The organism is Paraburkholderia sp. CI3, from assembly GCF_050436505.1.
In the GTDB taxonomy this organism is placed as follows: domain Bacteria; phylum Pseudomonadota; class Gammaproteobacteria; order Burkholderiales; family Burkholderiaceae; genus Paraburkholderia; species Paraburkholderia tuberum.
Window position 1 is genome coordinate 210,563 of the sequence record NZ_JBNDMI010000004.1, and the last position, 23,184, is coordinate 233,746.

Below are 23,184 nucleotides of genomic sequence, written 5' to 3' on the forward strand. Positions count from 1 at the left end.
TAAAGGAGGATGCTCATGAAAACTCGAACGTTTGCCATGCTGGTGGGTGGGGCTTTGCTCACATGCATGACTGCTTCCGCATTCGCCGGCGTGGTCGTCGGTGTCGCCGTGCCGGCCCCCGTCGCTGTCGTTCCGGCGACACCTGTCTATGCGCCGCCGACCGTGGTCGAGCAAAACGGTTACGCAGCCGCCGCCGTGCCGGCGGCAGTCGCACCGGTTGTGACGGTTGCGCCAGCGCCCCCACCTCCCATGGCGGTCGTCGTCATGCCGCGTCGTCCTGAGATGTATGTAGTTACGGTGCCGCGTCGCGTCTGGATGCCTGGTCACTGGGTAGGTGGGGTTTGGGTGGCCGGTCACTGGTCGTGAAATCTCTGCGCCGAACCCGTCTCGTGCGATACATCACCCCGGTCCATCAAAGCAGCAATGCCATGTTGCACATCGCTTCGGCGCCAACGCTGCTCGCCGCGGTCTGCTGGTTGCCGACTTTGTGCTGCTGGGCATCCTCGGTGCACTTACGGTTGCAGGGTGCATGAGGCTGAATGGACGTGCACCCAAACGATGGTCCCCCGCAGCGATAATTCACCATCGTTTAACAGCTTGGCATCGCAGTGCACAGTGCCGTATGCGGCGCTAATGAACCTGGCGGAGCTCGCGCGACGCTATGGCAATTCGTCCGCCATCCTTTTGGACGCGCTGTATGGCATGACCGCGCAAGTGGATGAGTGCCTTTCCCGGGCAAGGATGCACAGGACCCACTGCGATCCCGGGACTGGTCAATCGAATGCAAAAGGCATCTGACTGTTTTATGTATACCTGCGTAGCAGGTCATCGAGAGAGCGAGATGAAAGGAAGCGGTATGTCGGTATGGCGGGGTTCTCTTTTCGCGCGCAACGTATTGCTGTTGATTGTACTGATGCTGACAAGTCAGATCCTGGTCTTTGCCGTCTATCTGAACTTTATCCAGAAGCCCAGAGTTGACGATGGCGCAGCGCTCGTGGCATCGCAGATCCGGATCCTGGACCGGCTGTTGTCAGTGCTGCCGGACGACGAGCGAAACCGGCAACTGCTCGAAATGAACGGAGCGCCCCAAGGTGAACTGCCGCCGCCACAGGCTCACGACGGGTTGCCTCCCGACTACATGGCGCACCGCTTCTTCGCTCGGCTGGCATCGGAACTTGCGCTGGACGAACAGCTTCGCTGGGAGCGCGACGGGCACCGGATCTGGGTGCGTCTACATGTGCAGGACATGCACTACTGGGTGGGGCTGCGTGGAACCTCGGCCATGAGCAGTACGCTGCCTTGGGCGCTGATCGGCCTGTTGTTAAGTGCGGCTACCCTTCCTGCTCTTGGGGCCTATCTGATCCACCGGCCGGTCGAACAGGCGCTGCGCCGGCTGGCGCGCGCTGCCGGCACCATCGAGCGTGGCGTTTGGCCCGAAGCGGTTCCCGTGAGCGGCCCGCGCGAGCTGGCAACAGTAGCGGAGGCGTTCAACCGGATGGCGTCGACGCTCGAAGATCTCGAAGCGACGCGCGCCGAAATGCTTGCGGGCATATCGCATGACATCCGCACGCCGCTGACCAAGCTGCGCATGGCCATCTTCGCGCCGGAGTCATTCGAGGCCCCGGCCGCCAGTGCGGAACGCTTTGTCGAGGAGATCGACACGATCGTCCAGCAGTTTATCGATTTCGCCCGTGGGTGGGATAGCGAACCGGCGACGCACGGCGATCTGAACGCGCTGATCGAACAGCTCGCCGCCGACTATGCAGGTCTCGGTCGCACGTTCGAACTGTCGCTCGCGGAATTGCCACCTGTTGCGTTCCGACCGGTCGGCATGCAGCGCCTGTTGATGAACCTGATGCAGAACGCGGTCGTGTACGGTCAGGTCGGGCTCGCAGTCCGGACTACCATGGACGCGCGAAGTGTCACGATTGCGGTTGAGGATCGGGGGCCGGGCCTGCCTCAAGAGCTTCTGTCGTTGATAAAGCAACCATTCCGGCGCGGCTCAGAGGCGGATCGAAAGGGCGGGAGCGGCCTCGGCCTCGCGATAGCGGAGCACGTCGCACAGCAGCATGGCGGCACGCTCGATCTCTTCCAGAATGCGCCGTCCGGACTCAAGGCCGTGGTGCAAATTCCCATTCCTTAACGGGCACTTGTCGGCGCGATGACTGCGCCGTCGACGTGGTGTGGCAGGGACTACGACTTAATGTGACGCTCGAGCCCCGCCCAAAGGGTCGGGCAGGGCAGCGTAAGCATTTGATGAGATGGCCATTTTTCAGGTTGTGTGATGAAAAACCTTACAAGATACTTTGCGCTACTTAGTATATTCATGGCCGGCGTCGTGGCCGTTGGGTGGTTCCACCAGGCTCACGCTCACCGTCAGACGGCTGTCGCACCAGATCCGATCCCCGTGAGCGCGGTTGCGGCTTCGGTTACCGATGTTCCTGTCTATATCGACTCGCTCGGCACCGTGACACCGACACGTACCGTCACGGTCATCACGCAGGTCAACGGGATACTGCGTTCCGTCGATTTCAGCGAGGGGCAGACGATCAGGAAAGGACAGGTGATTGCACGCATCGATTCGCGGGCGCTCGAAGCGCAGTTGCTGCAGGCACAGGGTACGCTGCGTCATGACCAGGCTGTACTCGCAAACGCGAAACTGGACCTGCAACGTTATCAGCAGCTGATCAAAGCGGGCTCGATTACGCAGCAGACGCTCGATACGCAAGTAGCTACCGTCCAGGAGGACGAAGGCACCGTGCTGGCGGACACGGGCAACGTGAACAATCTGCAGGTTCAGGTCGGCTATTGCACCATCACGTCTCCCGTGGATGGCGTGGTGGGCCTGCGCCTGGTCGACCCCGGCAACTACGTGAGCAGCACCAGCACGACCGGTATCGCGGTCATCACGCAGCTGCAGCCGGCGACCGTGATCTACTCGGTGCCGGAAGACTACCTGGGACGGATCCGGCGGGCGATGTCGCAGGGGGAGGTTCAGGTGCTGGCCTATGACCGTGACGGCAAATCGTTGCTGGCGAAGGGCTCGCTGCTTGCGGTCGACAACCTCGTCAATACGAGCGCCGGCACGATCAACGTCAAGGCCGTCTTCCCCGATTCCGGCAGCGCGCTGTTCCCGAACGAATTTGTGAATGTCCGGATGCAGGTCGACACGCTGCAGCGGATTCCGGTCGTGCCGACTACGGCGATCCAGCATGGCGCGAACGGCGATTTCGTTTTCGTGATCGGCGGCGCAGGCGCAGTGGCATTGCGCAACGTGAAGACCGGACCGGTAAAAGGCGACGACACGGCGATTCTCGATGGCGGGGTGAAGGAAGGAGAGCGGGTCGCGACCGACGGTGCAGACAGGCTCGATACCGGCTCGCTCGTGAAAGTCGTGGCGCACTGAGCGGAGTCGACGATGAACGCTTCACGAATCTTTATCGAGCGACCCATTGCGACCGCGCTGTTGATGATCGCGTTGTTTCTGGCCGGGGTGCTGGGATACATCCTGCTGCCTGTTTCGGCGCTACCGGAAATCGACTATCCGACGATCCAGGTCTACACGCAGTATCCCGGCGCAAGCCCGGATGTGGTCAGTTCGTCCATCACCTCGCCGCTCGAAAGACAGCTCGGCCAGATGTCGGGGCTGAAGGCGATGAACTCGACGAGTTCGAACGGCACATCGGTGATCACGTTGCAGTTCGATCTGTCGTTCTCGCTCGACGTCGCCGAGCAGGAAGTGCAGGCCGCGATCAATGCGTCCTCGAGCTTTCTGCCGGCTAATCTGCCGTATCCGCCTGTCTACAGCAAGGTCAACCCTGCCGACCCCCCGGTGCTCACGCTGTCGCTGACATCCGACGTGCTGCCGCTGACGAAGATCGAGGACCTGGCCGATACCCGGCTTGCGCAGAAGATCTCGCAGATTTCAGGCGTGGGCCTCGTCACAATCAGCGGCGGTCAGCGGCCGGCCGTGCGGGTGCAGACCGATACCGGCGCGCTCAACGCACTCGGCATGTCGATCGACGACGTGCGCACCGCGCTCGGCAGTGCCAACGTTGACCAGGCGAAGGGCAGTCTCGACGGAAAATACCAGTCGTATTCGATCGGTGCGAACGACCAGCTGCAATCGGCGGCGGACTATCGCGACCTGATCATCGCGTACCGGCAAGGCGCACCGGTTCGGCTGGCGCAGATCGCCAGGTCGATCGACAGCGCCGAGAATTTGCAACAGGCGGCATGGACCAACAGCACGCCGTCTATCGTGCTGAACATCCAGCGGCAGCCGGGCGCCAACGTGATCGATGTGGTCGATAGCGTGCAGAAGCTGTTGCCGCAACTGCGGGCGAGCTTGCCCGCATCGGTGAAGGTCGCCGTGCTGACGGATCGCACGAAGACGATCCGCGCGTCGGTTGCCGACGTCGAAACGGAGCTGGCAATCGCCGTGGCGCTCGTCGTGATGGTGATCTTCGTATTCCTGCGCAATGTGCCCGCTACCGTGATTCCCGCAGTCACCGTGCCGCTTTCGCTCGTTGGCACGCTCGCGGTCGCGTACGGGCTCGGCTTTTCGCTGAATAACCTCACGTTGATGTCGCTGACTGTCGCGACAGGCTTTGTCGTCGACGACGCGATCGTAATGATCGAGAACATTACGCGCTACATCGAGGCTGGGCAAACGCCCCTGAGGGCCGCGATCAAGGGTGCGAAGGAGATCGGCTTTACGATCGTCTCGTTGTCCGTGTCGCTGATTGCGGTCATGATCCCGTTGCTGTTCATGGGCGACGTGGTCGGGCGCCTGTTCCGCGAGTTCGCGCTGACGCTGTCGGTCGCGATCGTCCTGTCGGCGTTCGTATCGCTGACGCTTACGCCGATGATGTGCTCGCGCATGTTGAAAGCGCAGCCACACTCGCATCGGGTCGATTTCTTCGACCGGCTCAACAGCAGGTACATACGCGGTCTCGACTGGGTGTTGTCGCATCGGCGCCTGACGATCGCATCGGTGGTGTTGACGGCCACGCTGACGTTCGTCGTGCTGATGCTGATGCCGAAGGGCTTCTTTCCCGAGCAGGACACAGGTCTGATCGAAGGTGTCGTGCAGGCCGCGCCGACCATTTCGTTCCAGCGCATGATCGGCCAACAGCAGCAGGTCGTCGACCGGATCGCACGCGATCCGGCAGTCGCAAGTCTCTCGTCGTTTGTCGGCATCGATCAGACGAGACCGACGATCAATCAGGGCACGCTGTTGATCAACCTGAAGGACAAGGGCGAGCGAGCGCGCATCGACGAGGTGATCCGCCGACTGACCGATGACACCGCAGGCCTCGCGGGCGTGCGCCTGTTTCTGCATCCGGTGCAGGATCTGACGCTCGACGACACCGTCTCGACGACGAGCTACCGTCTCGGCGTACAGTCGACCGATCCGGCGCTGCTCACTCGCTGGACTGGCGAGCTGGTTGGCGCGTTGCGCGGCGATCCGGCGTTTGCCGACGTGCAGAGCGAGGCGATGCAGTCAGGCAATCAGGTGCAACTCACGTTCGACCGCGATACCGCGTCGCGCCTTGGCATCACGCCGCAGGCGATCGACGACGTGCTGTATGACGCGTTTGGGCAGCGCCAGGTGTCGACGATCTACACGCAGCTGAACCAGTATCACGTGGTGCTGGTCGCGAGAAACAACGCCGACGACCTTGCGCATCTGCTTTCAGGACTCTATGTCGATACGTCGTCGGGCAGCCTCGCGCCGCTCGCGTCGATGGCGACGATGAAGGTAATGCCCGCGCCGCTGAGGATTGATCGTAAGGGCCAGTTCCCGTATGCGGACGTGTCGTTCAATCTCGCTCCCGGATACAGCCTCGGCACGGCGATCGCCCGTCTTGAGCGGGTCAAGGAGCAGATAGGGTTGCCGCAGTCCGTCCAGGTGTCGCTGGAAGGATCGGCCGCGACCTTTCAGTCGTCGCTGGCGAGCGAAGGGTATCTGGTCGCCGCTGCCGTGATCGTGGTCTATCTGATGCTCGGCATCCTGTACGAGAGCTTCATTCATCCCGTCACGATCCTGTCCACGCTCCCCTCGGCGGCGCTTGGCGCGCTGCTGGCGCTGCTGATGACCGGAACCCAGTTCGACATCATGGGCCTGATCGGAATCGTGCTGCTGATCGGCATCGTGATGAAGAACGCGATCATGATGATCGACTTCGCGCTGGACGGGCAGCGCAACCACGGCCTGTCCGCACACGCTGCGATCCGGCGTGCGGCTGAACAGCGCTTCCGTCCGATCCTGATGACGACGATGGCGTCGCTGTTCGGCGCACTGCCGCTCGCGTTCGGCTCCGGCATGGGCTCCGAGTTGAGGCATCCACTTGGCATCGCGATTATCGGCGGCCTGTGCGTCAGCCAGTTGCTGACCTTGTTCTCGACGCCGGTGATCTATCTGGCGATGCATCGTCTGGAAAGACGCTTTGCCGCGGACGAGCCGATCGTAACGGAGTATGTGCAATGAACCTGTCTGGCCCATTCGTCAGGCGGCCCATCGCGACGACGTTGCTGGCGGTCGCCCTTGCGCTGTTCGGTATCCTGGCATTCAGGCTGCTGCCGGTTGCGCCGCTGCCCGAAATCGACTTTCCTACGATCCTGGTAGAGGGGCAACTGCCCGGCGCCGATCCGACGACGGTGGCCACCTCGGTCACAACGCCGCTCGAGCGACAGTTCGGCCATATTGCGGGCCTGGCCCAGATGACGTCGGTCAGCTCGCGCGGGCAAACGCAGATCACGTTGCAGTTCGACCTGAGCAGGAATATCGACGGCGCGGCACGCGACGTGCAGGCCGCGATCAACGCGGCGAAAACCAACCTGTCGCCCAACATGGACGGCAGCCCGACGTATCGCAAGGTCAATCCCGCGGATTCGCCCATCCTCGTGATCAGTCTGACGTCCGACACGGCCACGCCAGCCCAGCTTTACGACGCGGCGTCGACGGTGCTGCAACAGAAGCTGATGCAGACAACCGGCGTGGGCAACGTGGTGGTGGGCGGCGCCGCGCTGCCGGCGGTGCGGGTCGAACTGAATCCAGATCGGGTGAGCCACTACGGCATCAGTCTGGAGCAGATCCGCAGCACGATCGGGAATGCGAATGTCGATTTGCCCAAGGGATCGATGTCGGCGAGCGGGCAGAACTATTCGATCGGCGCGAACGACATGCTGTATTCGCCCGCCGACTACGGACGGCTGATCGTCAGGCAGAACAACGGCGACATCGTGCGTGTGTCGGACCTCGGCTATGTACGTCAGGATGTCGAGCAGCTTGAGAACTACGGCCTGTCGAACGGCAAGCCGGCCGTGTTGCTGGTCCTCTATAAGGAACCGGGCGCGAACGTGATCGACGCCGTCGACAACGTGAAGGCCGAACTGCCGGCGCTCGAGGCGGCGATCCCGTCGTCCATCAAGCTGGCGATTTCGGTTGACCGTACGAAGACGATCCGTGGCTCGCTGCTCGACGTCGAAATGACGCTGCTTGTATCCATCGTGCTCGTGACGGCCGTCACGTTCGCGTTCTTCCGCAACTGGCGCGCGACGCTCATTCCGGCGATCGTCGTACCGCTGTCGCTGCTGGGTACGTTCGGGGTCATGTACGTCCTTGGCTACAGCTTGAACAACCTCTCGCTGATGGCCTTGACCATTTCGACCGGTTTCGTGGTCGACGATGCAATCGTCGTCGTCGAAAACATCATGCGGCATCTGGCGCGCGGCAAGAAGCCCATCGAGGCGGCACTCGCAGGGGCGCAGGAAGTGGGCTTCACGGTGTTTTCGATCAGCGTTTCGCTGATCGCGGTATTCGTCCCGCTGCTGTTCATGGGTGGCCTGATGGGCCGGCTGCTGCGTGAGTTCTCGGTGTCGCTTTCCGTTGCGATCGTGATGTCGATGCTGATTTCGCTCACGGTCACGCCGATGCTGACGAGCATTTTCCTGCGCGGAGGACAGCAAGCCGGGAACGGCGACGAGCATCACGAGAGCGGATTTTCTCGCCTGTACGGCACGTCGTTGCGCTGGGTCATCCGGCATCCGCTATTGATGGGTGGCGTGACGGTGCTGGTGTTCGTGCTGAACCTCTGGCTGTTCACCGTGGTTCCGAAAGGCTTCTTCCCGGAGGAAGACACGGGGCTGCTGCTTGGCACGCTGCAGGCGTCGCAAAGCATCTCCTGGCACGAGATGCAGCATCAGTTCCAGATCGTCAACAAGGCGGTGCAGGAGAATCCGAACGTCGCGTTCGTGGGTGGCTTCGTGGGGGGAGCGAACGCGCTCAACAACGCACTGCTGTTCGTCACGCTCAAGCCCCTGGGTGAGCGTCGCGCGACGGCCGATCAGGTGATCGCTCAGGTGCGCCGACGGCTTGCCGATATGCCGGGGACACAGCTCTATCTGCAGTCGTTGCAGGACCTCGCGGCCGGTGGCCGACAGAGCGCCGCGCAGTACCAGTACACCCTTACCGCGGACGACCAGGCGACACTCGATCGATGGGTGCCGAAGTTGGTCGCGCAGATGCACAAGATGCCGGCGCTGGCCGACATCAACACCGACCAGCAGGACAAGAGCATGCAGGTCGGCATCGACGTCGACCGCGACTCCGCCGCGCGAATGGGCGTGAGCTTCAAAGATATCGACGAGGCGCTTTATGACGCGTTCGGCGAACGGCAGGTTTCGGCCATCTACGGGAGCGCGAATCAGTATCACGTCGTGATGGAGGTGGCGCCCGAGTACTGGACAAGTCCTTCGGTACTGAAGGACATCCATGTTCCGGCGAGCCCGGCGCTCGCCACGAGCGGCGCGTCGACGACCGCCGCCGGGGGGGCAACCGGCGCAAGCGCCGCTACGCCGTCGGCCGCGGCCCAGGCGAACGGTTCAGCGTTGGTGTCGCTCGCCGCGATGGCCCGGTTCTCGACCGACCCCAGCGCCATTTCGATCAATCACCAGGCTACGTTCCCCGCCATTACCGTATCGTTCAATCTGCGCCCCGGTGCATCGATCGGACCCGTGACGCAGCAGATCAGTCAGGCCGTCGCTGCGCTCAGAATGCCGGCGAGTATCTCCGGCGCGTTCGCGGGCACGGCAGCAGCGTTTCGTGAGTCGATGGCGAGCGAGCCGCTGCTGATCCTCGCCGCGCTGTTGTCGGTGTACGTCGTGCTCGGCATGCTGTACGAGAATCTGGTTCATCCTTTGACGATTCTCTCGACGCTGCCTTCTGCGGGCGTCGGCGCTTTGATCGCGCTGCTGCTCACTCACACGGAGCTGTCGATCATCGCGTTGATCGGCGTGCTGATGCTGATCGGCATCGTGAAGAAGAACGCGATCATGATGATCGACTTCGCGATTGCCGAAGGGCGTCAGCATGCACTGCCGCCGGAGGAGGCGATCGTGCGCGCGGGCATGATCCGCTTCCGTCCGATCATGATGACGACGGTCGCCGCAATTTTCGGCGCGCTGCCGCTCGTGCTGGGGTCAGGCTACGGATCCGAATTCCGCAAGCCGCTCGGTATCTCGATCATCGGCGGTCTGGTGTTCAGCCAGGTCATCACGCTCTATACCACCCCTGTCATCTATCTCTGGCTCGATCGGGCGTCGCAGCGGTTGCGGCGCCGAAGGAAACACGCATGAAATCGCCCCTCGGATTCCTGTCGGCCGTGTCGGTCGGCATGCGCTGCTGCGCCTGTGCGCTCGGCGCCACGCTTTGGCTTTCGGGCTGCGCGGTCGGCCCGGACTATCGCCAGCCGGCCGTAGCGATTCCAACGCAGTTCAAGGAAGTGGGCACACAGTGGCGACTTGCGGCGCCCAACCCGCAGGCGTCGCTCTCAACCCGGTGGTGGGACGCGTACGACGATCCCGAGCTATCCCGGCTCGTCGACGCAGCACTGCAGTCGAATCAGTCGATCGCAGGCGCGGCGGCCGCCTATCGGCTCGCGCAGGCCACCGTCGCTGCAGACCGGGCGAGCCTGTTTCCGACGCTCGGTGTCGACGCGTCGGCCTCGCACAGCTCGGGCACGACGACGCAATACGCGAAGGCCGACGCGAGTTGGGAAGTCGATCTGTGGGGCGCCGTGCGCCGGCAGATCGAGTCGGGCAAGGCGAACGCGCAGAGCGCGGATGCGACGCTTGCCGGCGAGCGCTTGTCGATTGCCGCGACGCTGGCGACCGACTATTTCGACATCCGCCAGCTCGATATCGACATCGACCTGTTGCGGCAGCAGGAGGCGGTCAACGGGCGGATTCTCGCGATCACGCGCACAGCGCTGGCACAGGGGACCGCATCGCAAGTCGATCTGCTGTACGCGCAGGACACGCAGGAGGCGGTTGTCGCGAACCTGCAAATTTCACAGACCTCGCGCGAGCAGGACGAGCACGCAATCGCGGCGCTCACGGGTGTGCCGCCGGCTTCGTTGTCGATTGCACCGCGGCTCGACTATGTGTTTCGCCAGCCCGAGGTGCCATCCGTGCTGCCGTCTGCGTTGCTGGAAAGACGGCCTGACGTGGTCAGCGCGGAACGCACCGCTGCTGCTGCGAACGCGCTTATTGGGGTAGAGAAGGCCGCATTCTTTCCCGACCTCGATCTACGGGCACAGGGTCTCGTGCAACACAACACCTTCGCGACGCTGTTCTCATTGCCGACCCGGATGTGGACCCTCGGTCCCTCACTTGCCGCCACGCTGTTTGACGGTGGTGCCCGCGTGGCCGCCGTGCACAAGGCGCAGGCGACCTATGACGAAGACGTCGCATCTTACCGCGAAGCCGTGCTCACGGCGTTCCAGAACGTGGAAGACAGCCTGTCGTCGCTGAACCATCTGCGCCAGCAGGAGCACGCGTTTGCCGACATTTACCAGCGCAACCGGCAGTTGCTGGAGAGCGTCGCCGCGCAACTGACGGCCGGAACCGCGAGCGAGCAGTCCGATTTGACTCAGCAAGTGACGCTACTGACGGCCAGACAGAACCTGAACGACACGCAGGGGGCACTGGCGAAAAGCGGCGTTGGGCTCGTGAAGAACCTCGGCGGCGGCTGGATGTCGTCGAAGAGTTAGGCTCGATCCCATGATGGCGGGCGCGCCGTTGTGACGTCGTCTGCCGATCTGCGCGGTCCAGAGTCCGGTAGCGCCCACGGCCGTTTTTCAAAGTCCGCGTCTCGAACTGCGTGCAAGGCCCTGTTACGTCCACTCGTGCGGTATCGCTTCCCCGCGACGTGGCTTGACATGACATGCAACACATTTCCAACAACATGTAGCGCACAGGTTCCCTACATTGGCGGCTGTGTCATGCGGGGTTCGCCAGTGGGGCGAATCCATCACATGGAGAGTGTGCAGTGAAATTTCAAATCGTTCTCGTGTCTGCTGCCAGTGCGGCAATTTCTATGGCTGTCGGCAAGGCGCCTGCGGGGTCCCTGGCGATTGATATCAGCGTGGGCGTTGCGGTTCGCCCGACAACCATCGATGGATGGGCTTGAACATGCATGACAATCGCTTTGTCACCGCAGTTTTCAAGCGAGGCCGCGCACGACGGTGGCTGGGCGCGCTCGCTGTCATTGCCAGCGCGTGCCTGCATAAGTCACCGGCGTTGGCGCAGTCGTCGCCGGACAACACCGTGGGCATCGACGTGACCGCATTGCCCCACTATGAAGGCGGCAAGTCCTATCGTGTGCTGCCGTTGCCCATGCTGTCGCTGTCGAAGGGGGCAATCTTCGTGCAGGGGCTCACGGGCGGCGTCGCCTACCCGTTGGGGCCGAGTGTTGCGGTGGGCCCGCTGATCGGCGTTCAACTGGGCCGCAACCAGGACGATGCGGCGGTGCTCAACGGCATCGGAGATATCGCAACGTCCTTCGACTTCGGTGCGTTCGCGCGCTGGCATTATGGTCCAGCGAGCGCCGGTCTGCGCTTCCTTCAGTCCGCGCATGCCGGCTATGGCAATCGTGTCACGCTGAGCGCGTCCTATGCGCTGGTCCAGAAGCCCGTTGACCGGGTGAAGGTGTCCGCCGACACCGTGTGGTCCAACGGACCTTCGCAGCAGACGCGGTTCGGAATCGACAGCGAGCAGGCTGCGTCCAGCACGACCGGCCTCTCGCCGTATCACCCCTCAGCTGGCTTTTCGCGAGCCGACCTCAAGGTCGACTGGGATCATCGGCTGAACCAGCAGTGGTCACTGCAAAGCACCTTCGGCGTCGGTTCCTTGCTCGGCGATGCTGCGAACAGTCCGATCGTTGAACGACGCGCGGCTGTATTTGGATCGGTGGGCGCTGCTTACCACTTCTGAGCGCTTACTTCGCGCTGCATCATCGTGAGAGCACTATCAATGAACCAGAATCTGACATCGACTCGTATCGCGCCACTGCTTGTCAGCCTCGCTGTTGGGCTGGGCATGGCGGGGTGTGCGGTTACGCCGCCGAGTGCGCCTACCGTCATGGCGGTCCCAGCGAACGGCAAGACCCTCAACCAGTTCCAGCAGGACGACTATAGCTGCCGCACGTACGCGACGCAGGTCGTGAATCCGGCGGCGGCCTCGCATCAGCCGGCAACCTCCGGACTTGCTGCTACCGCCGTCGGCACGGCTGGAGGCGCCGCGGCGGGGGCTCTGATCGGCGCCGGGGCGGGCAACGCCGGTGCCGGCGCCGCAATCGGTGCGGGTGCCGGACTGCTGCTCGGCAGCATGATGGGCTCGGCGCAGCACAATCAGACCGAAGCGTCGTTGCAGCAGCAATACGACAACGCGTACGCGCAATGCATCGCGGCGAAGGGAGATACGATCGAAACACCGCGTCCGGCAGCGATCGTCGTGCCTGTACGCCCCGTGCCACCCCGCGCCGTAATCTATGGCGCCCCCCCACCTTACTACTACGCACCGTACTGATTTCGCTCATATGGTCGTGGCATGGCTTGACCTCGAATTCTGCCGGCTGGAAATCTTGGGTCGAGCTTTGTCCTCCGGCTATTCCGTGCACACCATTCATTTCTTAACGGAGTCTTTGATGAAACGTTTATTCATTATTCTGGCTGCAACGTTCGCTGTGTCGTCTGCGTTCGCGCAGAGCAGCATGCAGCAGATGTTGGAAGCGCGCTTTACTGCCGCGAATGCAACTCATGACGGCAAGCTCACGAAAGAACAGGCGCAGGCAGGTATGCCGCGCGTCGCAGCCCATTTCGATGAGATCGATACTACGCATCAAGGGTACGTGACGCTTGAGCAGATCGAGCAGTTCGCCGCGCAGCATCAGCAGTAAGCGCTTGCAAGGCAAGCTTCAATACCCTCGGCTGGTTTAACCGTGTATTGAATTTGTTCCATCGGGTCGCCTCATCACGTCGAATGATGGGGCTGCTGCGCGCTCCGGTAACCCGACGCTAGCAACCCGCCATGGGCAAGTCGATAGCAGGAAGTCCTGCGGGCCTGGCGCACCGAAATCAATCCCCGCGTGGCGCCCCCAAATGCGGATTACGGTCTGGGACACGAGCGGCGCGGCGTCCCCAGCGGTAATGCCTGAACGCATCCCTAATGCCAGTCGCTGAGCCTCAATTGAAAGGAGTTGAAATAATGCTTGATGCGCGTGTTCTTTGTCGCTTTGCGCTTGCTGCCGGTTTTTGCATGAGTGCCGCGGTGCTTAGCGGCTGTGTAGTCGTTCCGGTGGGTCGTCCAATAGTGGCCCGGCCACTGGTTGTAGTCCCTCGACCGCCACTGATCGTCGCTCCCGCGTACTATTGACCTGAGTCTATTCGTGTCCGCCCCGTGGGCGGGCGGGATGCATAGCGGCCGCTTTGCATCCTGTCCGAAGCTCGCCGCAGGGACGATGCGCAACTGCGTCCAGTTCACGGATAGCGGCCAGGATATAACGGCCGCTCAAAAATCGTGTATATCTGAATGAGTCAGTAAGCCGGCGCTCGACTTATCTTCGATTACCCTTGCCATGGCGTTCGCGGTGGTCACCACCTGGCCGCTGCTACCGTATAGTAGTTTGGCGACTGGTCGCGCTCGAAGCAATAAGCGCATATTCCGCGAAAGGCGCAACAGCAACATGAGGGCAACAAGAGACCTCAGTTATGCGAATGGTGAGTCGATGTGCCGGCAGCATGCTCTTCGAGGTCCGGCACGAAGACGTATCCGCACCCGCGAACGGTCTGGATGAATCGTGGTGTCGACGGGTCAGTTTCCACGATGCGGCGCAGACGATAGACCTGAACGTCGATGCCGCGATCGGCGGACTCGGATTCCGCGCCATGAAGTGACTTGAGCAGACGCCGGCGGGTGAGTGTGCACATGGGAGAATTAACGAAAATCTGCAGCAGCGCAAACTCACTGGCAGATAAGGTAAGAGACGTCTCTCCGCTATTCAGAGTGCGCGACTGAAAGTCCAGCGTGAACGCGCCGAATGTGTAAGGTTGCCGTCGTTGGGGAATGCCCGCATCGGGTACGGCGCGCTGGCGCCGCAGCACTGACTGAATCCGTGCTACCAGCTCACGCGGGTTAAACGGTTTGCGGAGATAGTCATCGGCACCCAATTCGAGGCCAGCGATGCGGTCCTCTTCGTTGGCGCGGGCGGTGAGCATCAAGACTGGAATGTCGTCGCCTGATGCGCGCAACCTACGTAGTGCCGTCAAGCCGTCGACGCCCGGCATCATAAGATCGAGCACTATCAGGTCCGGGCGTTCGTGTTTGAGCCGGTGTTCGAGCGAACGCGCATCATGTAGCACTGACACGTCGAAACCCCACCTTACCAGGTAGCGGCGAGTCGCATCACACAATTCGGCGTCGTCGTCGATTAGAAGAATCTGAGCTGACATAGGAAGAGAATAACGATCACAAACGAGTGATGACCGGGGCCGCGACTAACCGCAATGCGAGCGCACCGCAGAAGCTGCAGCACACGATCGATCGAAGAAATGTAGGCGAATTTCATAACGCCAGGTGTTAGCAATTCATGTCAAGAAATGTCATCGACGAGGCCTGTTTTTCTGTCCGCAAATGCACGGGTGCACTCGCTTTCTCGCTGACCACGAGCGACAGATGTAATATGAGCAGTCAGGATGACATGCCCGGTACATACGGGTGGCGCCGGGCGGTCGTGGGCTTTCGCCAGTCAGTGTTGTGGCCAGCACAATCGATGACATCTTTTGACATACCTTTCCAACACATCCAGTGCGGAGATCCTTGTATATTCCGTTCGTCGAACCATACGGAACTTCCTTTGGCCGGCAGGCCGCCCGGTGCAGCCCGCTTCGACGAGATTGTCGCCGCCCACCGAGGCACGTGACGGCTGTAGCGAAGCTAAGCGGTTCGCCGCGTAGCATCGGAAACAGGAACTAAAAGACAGGCGTTATTAGAGGTGTCTGCTTAATCATATGTCAGATGATCTGCCAACCGGTCGCATCATCGTGCTTGACGATGATGTTGAAATCCGCAATATGCTGCAACGCTTTCTGACGGCACAAGGTTTCTCGGTGCGCGCGGTGAAGACAGGCATTGAGTTGGACGTATTGATCGAGCGCTACCCGTTCGACCTGTTGATTCTCGATATCATGATGCCAGGCGAAGACGGCCTGTCCATCTGCCGTCGGTTGCGTGCTCGGAGAGAGACAATCCCCATCCTCATGCTAACAGCGCGTGGCGATCCCGCGGACAAGGTCGTAGGTTTGGAGATTGGCGCCGACGACTATCTCGCGAAACCGTTTCTGCCGAGCGAACTGATAGCGCGGGTTCGGGCGATGTTACGTCGGCAGCAGTTTCAGGTGCGCCTGCAAAACGTGCGGGGCGAGATGCTGCTCGCAGGCGAGTCGCAATGCTTGCGGTTCGGCGCCTTCAGGCTGGACGTTCGGCGTAGAGAATTGATGTCGGACGAAGCGGGCATCGTCGAACTCGGCGCAGCTGAAATGCGTCTCCTGTGTGCGCTTGCGGAGACGCCAAACCGTCCCGTAAGCCGCGCAAATCTGATAGAGCGCGCGCGCGGGTCGCAATATGAGGCGAGCGCCCGCAGCGTTGACGTGCAAGTTCTTCGCTTACGACAGGTGATTGAGACAGAGGCAACCTCGCCGCGACATATCCGCACAGTGTGGGGCCTCGGCTACATGCTCGTTGCAACCTCAAACTGAAGCGTCACCTGTTGGACGCTCGAAAGTGACATTCAAGCCGCTTCCTCTGCTTTCCGTGTACACCGCGCGCAACGCCGTGGCTACAGCGTTCATCGGGTCTCTTGCGCTGCAACTCCCGCAACTCGTGTGGCTCCCGACAAAGCGTCGAGCGTGCCGCGGCTGCTCGGGTAAAACAACAAGGCAGGGTAGTTTCCGTCATCGCTTCCGCGAACGTTCAGCTATTTCAGGCCCTGTCCAGCGCCTTGATCGCAAGTGCAGCGCCAGCCGCGCGCGTCTCGACGTGCAGCTTACGGAACAGATGTTCGAGGTGCTTGTTCACCGTGCGCGGCGCCATGCCGAGAATGTCGCCGATATCGCGATTCGTCTTGCCGCGAGAGACCCAGAGCAGCACTTCGGCCTCGCGCGCCGTCAAATTGAAGCGCGCCGCGAGTGCGCTGCTGTGCACAGTGTCATCGGTCTCCTTGAGGGTGAGGATCCACTCTCCAGGATCGGGAGCGGAGGTTGCGCTCACAGAACGCCGCACGTGTCCTGCGGTGAATTCGAGGACGGCGCCGGTCGGACTCCCGCGCCCGAGCCAGTCCGCAAACCAGTCGCGCAACAGCGGCGGCAACATGGGGTGCGCAACCGCTTGCACGAGGTCATCGGCGTGGCTGGCCCGGTAGGCAGAAATTTGCCGTGCCGCTTGCGGACTCTGCCAGCGGATCGCACCATCGGCGCCGACGATCAGCGCCGCCCGCGCATCGAGCGACAGTGCCGCGTGCGCATAGAGTTGCGCACGTGAGCGCTGCACGTGTGCGCCAATGCGCGCGCAAACCTCCTCGGGACGCACGGGTTTCGTCACATAGTCGATGCCGCCGACGCGAAACGCGCGCACCACATGCTCGCTTTCCGTTAATGCCGTCATGAAGATCACGGGCAGATGTTCGTGGCGAACGTCCTGCTTCAGGTGGCTGCAGGTCTCGAAGCCATCCATGCCAGGCATCATCGCGTCGAGCAACACGACGTCGGGCGTCACGCGTGCGAGGCGCTTGAGCGCATCTTCGCCCGAGAGCGCGACCAGCACCGCGTAACCATGTGCCTGAAGCGTATCGGAGAGAAATGCCAGGTTGTCCGGCGTGTCGTCGACAATCAACACGACGGGACGCTCGCGCAGCCACTCGGGCGACGCATCGGTGGAGTTCATCGCGCGCGCGTCAGACGTCCGCGGCGCGAGACAGTCGGTCGAGTTCATGCTCAAGCTCCCTTAGCTGAAAGCGTTCCGCCAAAGCGCGCAACACGTCGATCTGCTCCTGTAGCGCGGGCCAGGCCGCGCGCGCCGAGTCGAGTTGTTCGATCACGCCTTGCAGGTAGCCGACTTCGAGGTGTGCGCGCAGCCGCTCAAGCACCGCTTTCGGCCACGCGAGGTCCAGTGACGCGTGCCTGACGGGCGGCGTGGCTTGCGCGGACGTGGACGGCTCGGATGCGATCCAGTCGAGCACGAGTAACTGCGCGAGCTTGTCGAGCAACAAATTGATCTGGAGCGGCTTCACGAGATATCCGGCGCATCCGGTCGCGCTCGCGCGTTCCCGATCGTCGGCAAATGCATTAGCCGAAAGCAGCACGATCGGGGCGTTCGACAACTGGTTTTCGCGGATCAGCCGGCTGGCTTCGTAGCCGTCCATCAGCGGCATTGAGATGTCCATGATGATCACCTCGACGCTGTGTGTCGCCAGCCAGCGCAACGCGTCGGGGCCGCTCTCCGCCTCGGCGACGTCGAAGCCGAGCGGCGTCAGCAGTTGCACGACGATGCCGCGCTGATCCGCGAGATCGTCGACGACGAGAATCGCGCGCTTCGGCCCGGTATAGCCGCGGATCGCCGCGAGTTCAGTGCGCGCGTCGGCTGCGCTGTTCACTGCTGGCGCGAACAGTCGCACGATGAAGCGGGTGCCGCGCCCGACCTCGCTGTCCACTTCCAGACTGCCACCGAGTGCCTGCGTGAGAAGCCGGCAGATCGTGAGCCCCAGTCCCGCGCCGTGATCGTGCGCATGCGCCGCTTCGCCTCGCTCGAACGGCAGGAACAGGCGCTCCATCTCGGCCGGAGGAATTCCGGGGCCGGTGTCGACTACTTCGAACTTCAACGTGTCGAGCACGTGGCTCACGCGCAGCGTCACTGTACCCGTGGACGTGAAGCGAATCGCGTTGCCGATCAGGTTGGTCAAAATCTGACCCATGCATTTCTGGTCGGTACGCACGGTGGCGGGCAGGCGGCCTACGGTCTGCACGTCGAAAGCGAGCGTTTTCTCGAGGGCCTGCGGGCGCAGCATTGAGGTGACGTGCGCGACGAAATCCACCAGTGACACGCGTGCGATGTTCAGTTCCAGCTTGCCCGCCTCGATACGCGCGACGTCGAGCAGCCCATCGACGAGCGCAAGCAGATGTTCGCCACTGCGGTGAATCGTTCGCACGGCGCTGTAGCGCGTCGGCGAAAACTCCTCTTTCGCCTGCAAAAGCAACTGTGCATAGCCGAGAATGCTGTTCAGCGGTGTGCGCAACTCGTGGCTCAAACCGGACACGTAGCGGCTTTTCGCCTGATTCGCCGATTCGGCGGCGGCCGTCGCGCGCTTGAGCGCGGCGTCGGTTTTCTGGTGCGCGTCGATTTCCTGCATCAGCAATTCGTTTTGCCGTTGCGATTCTTCCTGCGTGACGCGACGGCTTTCGCGCTCCAGCACGAACCACCACGCCGCTATGCAGCCGACGAGAGAAAGCGCGAAGAATATCTTCAGAAAACTGTGGCCGATCGCGCTGTCGATCGACGATCCGTCGACGGCGAGCGAGGTCACACTCTGTGACCAGATCAGATAGAGCACGCTCGCGAGCACCGCGAGTATCGCGCACATGAGGCTGGCATAGTGCATGAGACGCAGCGCGGCTGGGCCGAGCCGCACGCGGGGAAACACGCGATGTAGCGCGTGATCGGCTTGCGACGCGAAGCGTGCGTGCGGCTTGCAGCGATCGTGGCAGCGCGAATCGAGCGAACAGCACAGCGAGCAGATCGTGCCGCCGTAGGCAGGGCAGAAGGCTGTGTCTTCCGGTTCGAACGCGTTCTCGCAGATCGCGCAGCGAAGCGAAGTGGCGTTGCCCGTGGGTTGGGCGGCGCGCGCGATGTAGTAGCGTCCGCGCGTGACGATCGCGAGCACCGGAGCACAGGCGAGCGCCACGCCGAACGCGATGAACGACGACATGGCTTGTGCCAGCAAGCCGAACATGCCGCTCCGCGCGAGCATCGCGGCGGCGGCGGCGATCAGCATCGCGCCTACGCCGACGGGATTCACGTCGTACAGGTGTGCGCGTTTGAATTCGATATGACGCGGGCTAAGCCCAAGCGGCTTGTTGATGACGAGATCGGCGAACAGTGCGCCGATCCACGCGATCGCGATGTTTGCGTAGAGCGACAGCACCCTGGCGATCGCCTCGAATACACCCATTTCCACGAGCAGCAGCGCGATCATCACATTGAACACGAGCCACACCACCCGCCCCGGATGGCTATGCGTCAGACGGGCAAAAAAATTCGACCACGCGAGCGAGCCCGCGTACGCATTCGTCACGTTGATCTTCAACTGCGAAACGATCACGAACAGCGTCATCGCGGGCAGCGCCCAGCTCGCGAGCCCAAACGGATCGAGCAGCAAGTGATAGGCGACGAGGTACATCTGGGTGGGCTGCGTGGCCTCCGCCGGACTGACTTCATACTGGATCGCGACGAAGGCGAGGAATGCGCCGCCGAGCATCTTGAGCGCGCCGGGCACGATCCAGCCTGGTCCCGCCGACAGCAGCGCGAGCCACCAGCGCGTGTGGTTCTTTGCAGTCAGCGGCGGCAGGAAGCGCAAGTAATCCACCTGCTCGCCGACCTGCACGATCAATGCAAACACCACGGTCGAGGCCTGCCCGAACGCGATCACGCTGAACGCGCGGCCTTGCGGAGCGAAGCCGGCAAAGGTCGTCCATTCGTGCACCAGACCCGGATGGTGCCACAGCACAGCCGCATAGGGCAGCGCGAACAGTACCAGCCACAGCGGCTGAGTCCAGCTTTGCAGCCGATTGATCAGCGTGATGCCGAACATCACGATCGGAATCACGACGAGCGAGCTCAGTACATAGGCGATCGCCAGCGAGATATGAAAATAGAGTTGCAACGCGAGCGACATGATGGCCGCTTCGAGCGCGAAAAAAATAAACGTGAAGACGGCATAGAGCAGCGACGTGAGCGTCGAGCCGATATAGCCGAAGCCCGCGCCGCGCGTCAGCAGATCCATGTCGACGCCATGGCGTGCGGCGTAAAAGCTGATCGGCAGACTGGTGAGCCAGATGAGCACCGATACGACCGCGATCGCCCAGACCGCGTTCGTAAAGCCATAGTTGACGACGAGACTGCCGCCGATCGCTTCGAGCACCAGAAAAGACACGGCGCCGATTGCCGTGTTGGCGACGCGCAGTTCCGACCAGCGTCGAAACGAACGCGGCGTGAAGCGCAACGCGTAATCCTCAAGCGTTTCGTCGCCGACCCACGCATTGTAGTCGCGCCGCACCTTGACGATGCGTTGGGTACTGGGCGTGCCCACTGACGGGTGACTCTGGGGCATGGAGATGATCTGGATTGGTGCGGAAACGATCGGATCGGTGTCTGATGCAAATTACATTCCAGTGCGACTGCGGGGAATACGTCAATCGACGTATTCCGGTTGCCAATTTGGCTTTCTACATTGCGTCCAACCTCGAACCAGCTCTCGCAAGAAGCGCAGGGCGACCGATAAGGAGAATGTGATGTCCGCAGACGATCGAATCGATGATGATGCCCGCACACCGTCGCCGTTGCGCCGGAAACTGATCGGCGGCCTCGCCGCCGCGCCGTTGATGGCGCTGGGGCTGCCACGTACTTCATTTGCTCAAACGCCGCCCACCGCCAAGGTGAACACCACCGGACTCGCGGTGACCGATACCACGGTGACAGTCGGCCAGTTGCATTCGGCGACCGGCACGATGGCGATCTCCGAAACCGGTTCGATCCAGGCCGAACGCCTCGCGATCGAGCAGATCAACGCAATGGGCGGCGTGCTCGGGCGCAAGATCCAGATCATTCAGGAAGACGGCGCCTCCGACTGGCCGACTTTCGCGGAGAAGTCGAAGAAGCTGCTCGAGAACGACCACGTCACCGCCGTGTTCGGCTGCTGGACCTCGGCCTCGCGCAAGGCAGTGCTGCCGGTGTTCGAGAAGGACAACGGGCTGCTCTATTACCCGACCTTCTACGAAGGCCTCGAACAGTCGAAGAACGTGTTCTACACGGGCCAGGAAGCGACCCAGCAGATTCTCTGGGCGCTCGACTGGGCGTCGAACACGAAGAAGGCCAAGACGTTTTTCCTGATTGGTTCCGACTATATCTGGCCGCGTACGTCGAACAAGATCGCGCGCCGCCATATCGAGCAGCATCTGCACGCGAAGGTCGTCGGCGAGGAGTATTACCCGCTCGGCACGACCGAGTTTGCGTCGCTGATGAACAAGATCAAGCTCGCGCGGCCGGACTGCATTTTCGCGAGCGTGGTGGGCGGCTCGAACGTTGCGTTCTACAAGCAGCTCAAGGCGGCCGGTATCACTCCGCAGAAGCAGTTCCTGCTGACGCTGTCGGTAACCGAGGACGAAGTGCTCGGCATCGGCGGCGACAACTTCGCGGGCTTCTATTCGTCGATGAAATACTTCGAGGCACTCGATAACGAGAACAACAAGAAGTTCGTCGCTGCGTTCAAGGCGCGCTACGGCCAGAAGTCCGTGATCGGCGACGTGACCCAGGCCGCGTATCTCGGCCCATGGATCTGGAAGGCCGCCTGCGAGCGCGCGGGCAGCTTCGACGTGGACAAGGTGGTGGCGTCGTCGGCGGGCATCGACGTGGCCAATGCGCCGCAGGGCTATGCGAAGGTCGATGCGAATCACCACCTGTGGAGCCGCTCGCTGATCGGGCAGGGCCAGGCAGACGGCCAATTCAAGGTCGTCGCGCAGTCCGACCAGCCGATCCAGCCGAATCCGTTCCCGAAGGGCTACATGTAATCCGTCAACCGCAGCTGCGCGGCGACGCAACGCGCCGCCGCGCGAGGAGCGCTCGATGTCCGCCACCGACATTTTCAACATCACGCTGATGCAGGGCTTCGCCGGTCTGAGCCTGTTCAGCGTTCTGCTCCTGATGGGGCTTGGGCTCGCCGTGATCTTCGGCCAGATGGGCGTGATCAACATGGCGCACGGTGAATTCATGACGATCGGCGCTTATACCGTCTACATGTTTTCGTGGTTCTCGCAGAACGTCTGGCACGCGTTCACGCCGGTGTACTTTTTCTTCGCGATCGTCGCGGCGTTCGGCCTCGCGTTCGCGGCGGGCTGGCTCGCCGAATGGGCATTGATCCGCCATCTATACCGCCGTCCGCTCGACACGCTGCTCGCTACCTGGGGTCTGAGTCTCGGCATGCAGCAAGTGTTTCGCTCGACGTTCGGGCCGAAGGAAGTGAGTCCTGCGCTGCCCGACTGGCTGATGGGCTCCTGGGAGCCAGCGCCTGGCCTGGATATTCCAGTCAGCGGCATGTTCGTGATGGGACTCGCGCTGATCATGACAGGTGGACTGCTGCTCGCGCTCTACCGCTCGCGCTGGGGCCTGCGCGTGCGTGCCACGGTTGCCAACCGGCCCATGGCCAACGCTGCCGGCATCAACACGCGGCGCACTGACCGGATGACCTTCGCGATTGGCTGCGGTATTGCGGGGGTGGCGGGCGCGGCGTTCACAGCGATCGGCTCGACCGGACCCACCAGCGGTTCTCTCTATATCGTCGATTCGTTTCTTGTCGTCACCTTTGGCGGCGCGGCGAGCCTGCTCGGCACCGTGGCCTCGGCGTTCGGCATCGCGCAGATGCAGTCGATCAGCGAGTTTTTCCTGTCGGGTTCGATTGCACGTGTTCTTACGCTGCTGACGGTCGTCGTGATCCTGATGCTGCGTCCGCAGGGACTTTTTGCGTCGAAGGTGCGGCGCGTGTGAGTGCGGGGCGCCGTGCACGGCTCATTCACTGAT

The 23,184-nt window shown here is 62.1% G+C and carries 16 protein-coding genes; 13 read left to right on the forward strand and 3 right to left on the reverse strand.

Going from position 1 to position 23,184, the window contains the following annotated elements; genetic code table 11:
- Positions 1 to 15: 15 nt before the first annotated feature.
- The 10 genes from OKW29_RS22475 to OKW29_RS22520 all read left to right on the forward strand — a co-directional run bounded on the left by OKW29_RS22475 (position 16) and on the right by OKW29_RS22520 (position 13,243).
- Positions 16 to 366, forward strand: coding sequence for a hypothetical protein (locus tag OKW29_RS22475; protein ID WP_184071171.1), 351 nt, complete (start codon positions 16 to 18; stop codon positions 364 to 366).
- Between the two features lie 475 nt (positions 367 to 841).
- Positions 842 to 2,143: an ATP-binding protein gene (locus OKW29_RS22480; protein ID WP_429292670.1), complete on the forward strand. Its 1,302-nt coding sequence runs from the start codon at positions 842 to 844 to the stop codon at positions 2,141 to 2,143.
- Positions 2,144 to 2,407: 264 nt separating this feature from the next.
- On the forward strand, positions 2,408 to 3,406 hold the full coding sequence (locus tag OKW29_RS22485) for an efflux RND transporter periplasmic adaptor subunit (RefSeq protein ID WP_187626734.1): 999 nt from the start codon (positions 2,408 to 2,410) through the stop codon (positions 3,404 to 3,406).
- 12 nt (positions 3,407 to 3,418) lie between these two features.
- Positions 3,419 to 6,493, forward strand: coding sequence for an efflux RND transporter permease subunit (locus tag OKW29_RS22490; RefSeq protein WP_429292671.1), 3,075 nt, complete (start codon positions 3,419 to 3,421; stop codon positions 6,491 to 6,493).
- Positions 6,490 to 9,642 (forward strand): efflux RND transporter permease subunit, encoded by a 3,153-nt coding sequence (locus OKW29_RS22495; RefSeq protein WP_429292672.1) that lies wholly within the window; start codon positions 6,490 to 6,492, stop codon positions 9,640 to 9,642. The genes OKW29_RS22490 and OKW29_RS22495 overlap by 4 nt, the downstream gene beginning before the upstream one ends.
- Positions 9,639 to 11,057, forward strand: coding sequence for an efflux transporter outer membrane subunit (locus OKW29_RS22500; RefSeq protein ID WP_429292673.1), 1,419 nt, complete (start codon positions 9,639 to 9,641; stop codon positions 11,055 to 11,057). Before OKW29_RS22495 ends, OKW29_RS22500 begins: the two co-directional genes overlap by 4 nt.
- 278 nt (positions 11,058 to 11,335) lie before the next feature.
- Positions 11,336 to 11,476, forward strand: coding sequence for a hypothetical protein (locus OKW29_RS22505; protein WP_429292674.1), 141 nt, complete (start codon positions 11,336 to 11,338; stop codon positions 11,474 to 11,476).
- Between the two features lie 2 nt (positions 11,477 to 11,478).
- Positions 11,479 to 12,279 carry a MipA/OmpV family protein gene (locus OKW29_RS22510; RefSeq protein WP_429292675.1) on the forward strand — a complete coding sequence of 267 codons (801 nt, stop codon included), beginning with the start codon at positions 11,479 to 11,481 and terminating at the stop codon, positions 12,277 to 12,279.
- 39 nt (positions 12,280 to 12,318) lie between these two features.
- Entirely contained in the window at positions 12,319 to 12,873 is a 555-nt protein-coding gene (locus tag OKW29_RS22515) for a glycine zipper domain-containing protein (protein WP_429292676.1), read from the forward strand.
- Positions 12,874 to 12,991: 118 nt separating this feature from the next.
- A complete protein-coding gene (locus OKW29_RS22520) occupies positions 12,992 to 13,243 on the forward strand; it encodes an EF-hand domain-containing protein (protein ID WP_429294909.1) in 252 nt (83 codons plus the stop codon).
- A gap of 805 nt (positions 13,244 to 14,048) precedes the next feature.
- Here the strand turns inward: OKW29_RS22520 and OKW29_RS22525 are convergent.
- Positions 14,049 to 14,795, reverse strand: a complete 747-nt coding sequence (locus OKW29_RS22525) for a response regulator (protein WP_187619078.1) — start codon at positions 14,793 to 14,795, stop codon at positions 14,049 to 14,051.
- A gap of 558 nt (positions 14,796 to 15,353) precedes the next feature.
- On the opposite strand from OKW29_RS22525, the gene OKW29_RS22530 reads away from it, so the two are divergent.
- Complete coding sequence (locus OKW29_RS22530; RefSeq protein WP_184071184.1) at positions 15,354 to 16,100, forward strand: response regulator; 747 nt, start codon at positions 15,354 to 15,356, stop codon at positions 16,098 to 16,100.
- Between the two features lie 223 nt (positions 16,101 to 16,323).
- Here OKW29_RS22530 and OKW29_RS22535 read toward each other — a convergent pair whose 3' ends face one another.
- Together OKW29_RS22535 and OKW29_RS22540 are read right to left on the reverse strand one after the other, a co-directional pair.
- The gene (locus tag OKW29_RS22535) at positions 16,324 to 17,283 is read right to left on the reverse strand and encodes a response regulator (RefSeq protein WP_429294910.1); all 960 of its coding nucleotides are present in this window, start codon (positions 17,281 to 17,283) and stop codon (positions 16,324 to 16,326) included.
- A gap of 10 nt (positions 17,284 to 17,293) precedes the next feature.
- A complete protein-coding gene (locus OKW29_RS22540; RefSeq protein ID WP_429292677.1) occupies positions 17,294 to 20,722 on the reverse strand; it encodes a hybrid sensor histidine kinase/response regulator in 3,429 nt (1,142 codons plus the stop codon).
- 181 nt (positions 20,723 to 20,903) lie between these two features.
- Between OKW29_RS22540 and urtA the strand changes: the two genes are divergently transcribed.
- Both urtA and urtB read left to right on the forward strand, forming a co-directional pair.
- Entirely contained in the window at positions 20,904 to 22,178 is a 1,275-nt protein-coding gene (urtA, locus tag OKW29_RS22545) for an urea ABC transporter substrate-binding protein (protein ID WP_429292678.1), read from the forward strand.
- Positions 22,179 to 22,233: 55 nt separating this feature from the next.
- On the forward strand, positions 22,234 to 23,151 hold the full coding sequence (gene urtB / locus OKW29_RS22550) for an urea ABC transporter permease subunit UrtB (protein ID WP_429292679.1): 918 nt from the start codon (positions 22,234 to 22,236) through the stop codon (positions 23,149 to 23,151).
- Positions 23,152 to 23,184 lie beyond the last annotated feature (33 nt).

Bases quoted from the DNA above. Each gene is read 5' to 3' on its own strand.
- OKW29_RS22475 (WP_184071171.1), top strand. From the start codon at position 16: ATGAAAACTCGAACGTTTGCCATGCTGGTGGGTGGGGCTTTGCTCACA.
- OKW29_RS22480 (WP_429292670.1), top strand. From the start codon at position 842: ATGAAAGGAAGCGGTATGTCGGTATGGCGGGGTTCTCTTTTCGCGCGC.
- OKW29_RS22490 (WP_429292671.1), top strand. From the start codon at position 3,419: ATGAACGCTTCACGAATCTTTATCGAGCGACCCATTGCGACCGCGCTG.
- OKW29_RS22495 (WP_429292672.1), top strand. From the start codon at position 6,490: ATGAACCTGTCTGGCCCATTCGTCAGGCGGCCCATCGCGACGACGTTG.
- OKW29_RS22500 (WP_429292673.1), top strand. From the start codon at position 9,639: ATGAAATCGCCCCTCGGATTCCTGTCGGCCGTGTCGGTCGGCATGCGC.
- OKW29_RS22510 (WP_429292675.1), top strand. From the start codon at position 11,479: ATGCATGACAATCGCTTTGTCACCGCAGTTTTCAAGCGAGGCCGCGCA.
- OKW29_RS22515 (WP_429292676.1), top strand. From the start codon at position 12,319: ATGAACCAGAATCTGACATCGACTCGTATCGCGCCACTGCTTGTCAGC.
- OKW29_RS22520 (WP_429294909.1), top strand. From the start codon at position 12,992: ATGAAACGTTTATTCATTATTCTGGCTGCAACGTTCGCTGTGTCGTCT.
- OKW29_RS22525 (WP_187619078.1), bottom strand. From the start codon at position 14,795: ATGTCAGCTCAGATTCTTCTAATCGACGACGACGCCGAATTGTGTGAT.
- OKW29_RS22530 (WP_184071184.1), top strand. From the start codon at position 15,354: ATGTCAGATGATCTGCCAACCGGTCGCATCATCGTGCTTGACGATGAT.
- OKW29_RS22535 (WP_429294910.1), bottom strand. From the start codon at position 17,283: ATGAACTCCACCGATGCGTCGCCCGAGTGGCTGCGCGAGCGTCCCGTC.
- OKW29_RS22540 (WP_429292677.1), bottom strand. From the start codon at position 20,722: ATGCCCCAGAGTCACCCGTCAGTGGGCACGCCCAGTACCCAACGCATC.
- urtA (WP_429292678.1), top strand. From the start codon at position 20,904: ATGTCCGCAGACGATCGAATCGATGATGATGCCCGCACACCGTCGCCG.
- urtB (WP_429292679.1), top strand. From the start codon at position 22,234: ATGTCCGCCACCGACATTTTCAACATCACGCTGATGCAGGGCTTCGCC.